This window comes from Synechococcus sp. H55.11, from assembly GCF_047462475.1.
Taxonomy (GTDB): Bacteria; Cyanobacteriota; Cyanobacteriia; order Thermostichales; family Thermostichaceae; genus Thermostichus.
Map to the genome: position 1 here is coordinate 1 of NZ_JANSJI010000241.1, position 4,362 is coordinate 4,362.

The 4,362-nt window shown below is 57.3% G+C and carries 5 protein-coding genes; all 5 read right to left on the reverse strand.

Translation table 11 applies throughout. From position 1 onward, the window contains the following. Positions 1-158: 158 nt before the first annotated feature. Positions 159-1,313 carry a SpoIID/LytB domain-containing protein gene (locus NW853_RS09700; RefSeq protein ID WP_414348909.1) on the reverse strand — a complete coding sequence of 385 codons (1,155 nt, stop codon included), beginning with the start codon at positions 1,311-1,313 and terminating at the stop codon, positions 159-161. A gap of 16 nt (positions 1,314-1,329) precedes the next feature. After that, on the reverse strand, positions 1,330-2,886 hold the full coding sequence (locus NW853_RS09705) for a B12-binding domain-containing radical SAM protein (protein ID WP_414334149.1): 1,557 nt from the start codon (positions 2,884-2,886) through the stop codon (positions 1,330-1,332). Between the two features lie 295 nt (positions 2,887-3,181). Beyond that, a complete protein-coding gene (locus tag NW853_RS09710; protein WP_414334147.1) occupies positions 3,182-3,538 on the reverse strand; it encodes a phage holin family protein in 357 nt (118 codons plus the stop codon). 44 nt (positions 3,539-3,582) lie between these two features. After that, positions 3,583-3,882 carry a BolA family protein gene (locus tag NW853_RS09715; RefSeq protein WP_414334146.1) on the reverse strand — a complete coding sequence of 100 codons (300 nt, stop codon included), beginning with the start codon at positions 3,880-3,882 and terminating at the stop codon, positions 3,583-3,585. 17 nt (positions 3,883-3,899) lie between these two features. Further along, positions 3,900-4,238, reverse strand: coding sequence for a Grx4 family monothiol glutaredoxin (grxD, locus tag NW853_RS09720; RefSeq protein WP_414334165.1), 339 nt, complete (start codon positions 4,236-4,238; stop codon positions 3,900-3,902). Positions 4,239-4,362 lie beyond the last annotated feature (124 nt).

Sequence of the window (4,362 nt, forward strand, 5' to 3'; positions counted from 1 at the left end):
CCCCTGCTTGTGGTGTTTCTAAGGCGTCGGTATCTGCGCCGCTACCCTCACCCCCGGCCCCTCACCCAGCCGCACCCACACCCCCGTCCCCTCTCCCAGAGGGAGAGGGGAGTTCGCGACAGTGTTGCGTAGCAATAACGCTGTGGAGAGATGTTTCATCAGCTCAACGGTGTCACCTGGGTGCCGGGGAAGTAGTGGTTGAGGATGGGCGACGCTGTGTAGCCCTGTTCGGCCAGGCCGCGGGCTCCCCACTGACATAGACCCACCCCGTGCCCGGCTCCCCGATAGGTGAAAAGGTACGATTCCGGCTGGCCGGCCTTTGGCTCGAGGCGTTTGAGGGTAAAGCGGTTGCTGGGCAGGATCCCCCACCCTAGGGTTTGCCCGAGGTGCAACACAAACTCCTGTCCGGTAAATAACCGAGATCCGACGCGGATGCGCAGAGGGCGCCCCCAGGGATCCGATTGCAGGATCTCTAACTCGGCGCTGCCCAGGGCTTGCTCCAACTCTTGTCGGCTGAGCCGGACACTGTGGGGGCCATAGAAGGGGGAAGCGCGACACCCTTCGCAACTCACCCCTTGCAGGTAGGGACGGGCGGGTGGGGCAAAAATATCTTGGTTGGCGCTGGTGTGGCCGCCACAGGTGGAGTGAAACAGAACCTCTACCGGCTGGCCGGCATGGGTTAGGATCTGCCCCTGGGTTGCCCGCACCGCAGCCGTGGTCGCCGCCGTCTCATAGGCCAGGCCCCCGTAGAACTGGTGGGCGGTGGAATCTTGCAATGGCCTTGCCGGGGTAGAGGGCCATTCTCTTCTTGGAGCGGGGCGCAGATGGGGAACGGCCAGGGTACGGGCCAGGATGGCTTGGGCCTGCAAAGCGGCGGCTGGCCAATCGGCAGGCATTTCGCCGGGCACCAAGGCCAGCAGGTAGTCTTCCAGTTGTACCCAGTTCAGCAGGTGCAGGCGCTCTGGGCCGCTTGGGCGAATCTGGATCAAGCCACGGTAGCGACGCTCCTCTCCCGCCGCAGGACGCAGCCCCCCTCCTTGCAGCCAAAGGGATCCCGAGTAGCGACGGGGCTGGCCCGGCCCGCTCAAAATCAGCGCTTGGCGGTGAACCTGCAGCTTCCAGATCCCTGCCGGAAAGGGCTGCTGATTTAAAACAAAGGGGCCGCTCAGCTCCAGTTGGGCCAAGGGATCCGCGCCCCAGCGGCTGAACAGCTCCACGGCCAACCAATCTCCAGCGGTCTGGGCCTGCAGAGAGCCTCCCCAAAGGGCCCACAGGGATCCCAGCCCCATCACCGCCAACTGTCGTCGCCGCATCGGCCCCGCCCGGAGATTATGATGAGCTGGCCAGCAAAGGATCGTATCCCAGTTGTTGGCTGAGGCGGGCGCGCGCCAGTTCTCGATATTCCCAAAAATGCTCCCCCGCAGCACAGAGGCCCAGATATAGGTTCAGCAGGCTCGGTTTCTGGCGCCAGATCGTCCATAGCTGTTGCCAAAATTGGGCGCGAATTTGGGGATGAAGGATCCCTTGCCGCCAGATGAGTTGTAGAAGCAGATAGATCCCTTTGTGAAGGGGCAGCCGCATTGCTTGTTGCCGACCTACTTTAGTGCCGATACTCAGGCACTGTTGCAAACAGCGAGAGAGATATCGCGCCGGCTCATACAACTTCCAAAAACTTTCCAGATATTCCCGGGCAATTTCAGATGGAGAACGGGTGGGAATAAAGTTCATCAGCGTGTTTTGATCCCCAAACTCGGTGACGCCGATCCCCTCCAGCAACCGCTGCTCTTTTTTGAGGCGATTCCACAGTTGGGTGTTGGGTAGAGCCTGTAAAATCCCCAACATCGGCTGAGGAATACCGGTCTGCTCGACAAAAGCCTGGATGCGCTCCCCCGCACCTGGCCGCTCTCCGTCAAAGCCCAGAATAAACCCGGCGTAGATCAACAGCCCGGCATCGTTGATCTTGCGACAAGCCTCTACCAGGGGGTGGCGGGTATTCTGTAGCTTTTGAGTCATCTGTAAGCTGTCTTGGTCTGGGGTCTCAATACCCAGAAAGACCGCATAGAACCCCGCTTCTACCATCAACTGCATCAACTCTTCATCTTCAGCTAGGTTGACAGAAGCCTCTGTCATAAAGGTAAATGGATAGTTATGCTCCTTGCTCCACGGGATCAGCTCGCGTAAAAATCGCTTGACGTTGCGCTGATTGCCGATAAAGTTGTCATCTACCACAAAAATCGAGCCTCGCCAGCCCAGGTCGTAGAGGGCTTGCAGCTCGGCCAGCATTTGGCTTGGCTCCTTGGTTCTCGGCTTGCGCCCATAAAGAGAGATGATGTCACAAAACTCACAATTAAAGGGGCAACCCCGCGAGAATTGCACCGACATCATGAAGTATTGATCCATGCGCAGCAGGTCAAATCTCGGCAGGGGGCTTTGGGTGACGTCTGGCTTTTCTGTGGCTCGAAAAATGCCCGCTTCTTGCCCAGATTCTAGAGCCTTGACAAAAGCCGGTATGGTCTCTTCTCCTTCGTCCAAAACCAAATAGTGAGCCCCGGATTCCAGGGCATCTTGGGGCACAGAAGTCGGATAGGGGCCGCCCACAGCTACTTTTTTGCCCAACTGCACCGCTTTGCGAATGAGTGCGTGAAAGTCTTGCTTCTGCACCAGCATGGCCGACAGGATCACCAGGTCGCACCACTGCCAATCGGCCTCCGTCTCGGGGGCGACATTGCGATCCACAAAGCGAATCTCCCAATCCTGGGGCAACAGAGCGGCAACGGTGATCAGGCCCAGCGGCGGCATCAGCGCTTTTAGCCCCACCATCTCGATGGTGCGATTGTAAGACCAGAAAGACTTGGGAAAGCGGGGATAGAGCAGCAACGCCTTCATACCCATCAGCTCCTAATCGCAGATTAAGGATTCCATTTGTTCAGCACTCCTAACAAATAGCCTCAGATAAAGCTGACGCAAAAACTTTTGTGAGATGCTTGCTGGCAATATTTCCTTCGTATTAGCAAACTGTGGACTGGCAAACCCTCTGGGTGCCTAAACCTTCAAAAAACTTTTCTGGACAATTGTTAACTAAGAATCTAGGTTGATCTTTAGGGGTTACTGAAGAGAAAGCATTGCCTCAATTTTTCTGAGAAAATAGTATCGACTCCGGCCTTCTATGGCTACGGAACAGTTAGCTCTGCACACCTTGCTCAAAAACACGCTGAACCAAGCCACTGACGACGGAAAGTACTATCGCGCCGAGGAACGCCCAACCAAAGTTATCGATATTGAAGGCATCCCCGGCCAGCTTGTCGGCGATGGCCAGGCAAATGCCGTTCAAAATTAGCCAAAACAAACCCAGGGTAAGAACTGTAATCGGCAGGGTAATCAACCGGAGAAACGGCCTCACCAAACCATTGACCAGGCCAATGGCCAGAGCTGCCACCAAAGCACCCCCAAACCCAGAGACGTGGATCCCGGGCAAAAGCCAAGCCAAAATCATCACGCTCAAGGCTGACATCAGCCAGGTGGCCAACAGAGTTGCCATGCTCCCTCCTCTGCCCCAACAGGGCCGCAATCTTGCCCCCTATGCTAGCCGATCTGCTTAGGGATCCCTTCTGCAGAGACCTCTTCGGGGCTGTAAGTTTGCAACGCCAGTGCATGAATGCCCTGACCCATCTGTTCGGCCAGGGCGGCGTACACCAGGCGATGCCGTTGCAGAGGAGTTTTGCCGGCAAACAGGGGCGACACCACCTGCACGCGGTAGTGCCCCCCGGATCCCTGTTGCCGTCCCCCATGGCCAGCATGGCGGTGCGACTCGTCCTCCACGTGGACGTAGAGGGCTTGCAGCTTCTCAGCCAAGAGCTGTCGCAGGCGATCCGAGGTGAGCATGGGATCCCCTGCGGCCCTCAAGGTTGGGCGCCGGCCTTGGCAAAAGCCGCCTCGACCAGAGGGCGCAACTCGTTGCGGGCGTGCATCTCTTGCAGGATGTCGCAGCCGCCCACAAACTCGCCGTCAATATAGATCTGCGGGATAGTAGGCCAGTTGGAAAACTCTTTGATCCCCTGACGAATTTCGGGATCCTCGAGCACGTTGATCGCCGTGTAGGGAAAGCCCAGACTCTCCAGCACACGAACGGCGGCATAGGAAAACCCACACTGGGGCATCTCTGGGGTGCCTTTCATGTAGATCAGCACCTTGTGGGTGCGGATTTGGTCACGGATTTTCTCTTCCAAAAGGGGATCCAGCATGGTATTCAGCCACTATGACAACAACAGACGACAGGCAAACCAGGCTCCTATCGTGATCTCATTTTGATTCACTTCTAACATGCTTGGCACTCTCCCCACGGCCAGGCCGAGGAATTCTTTA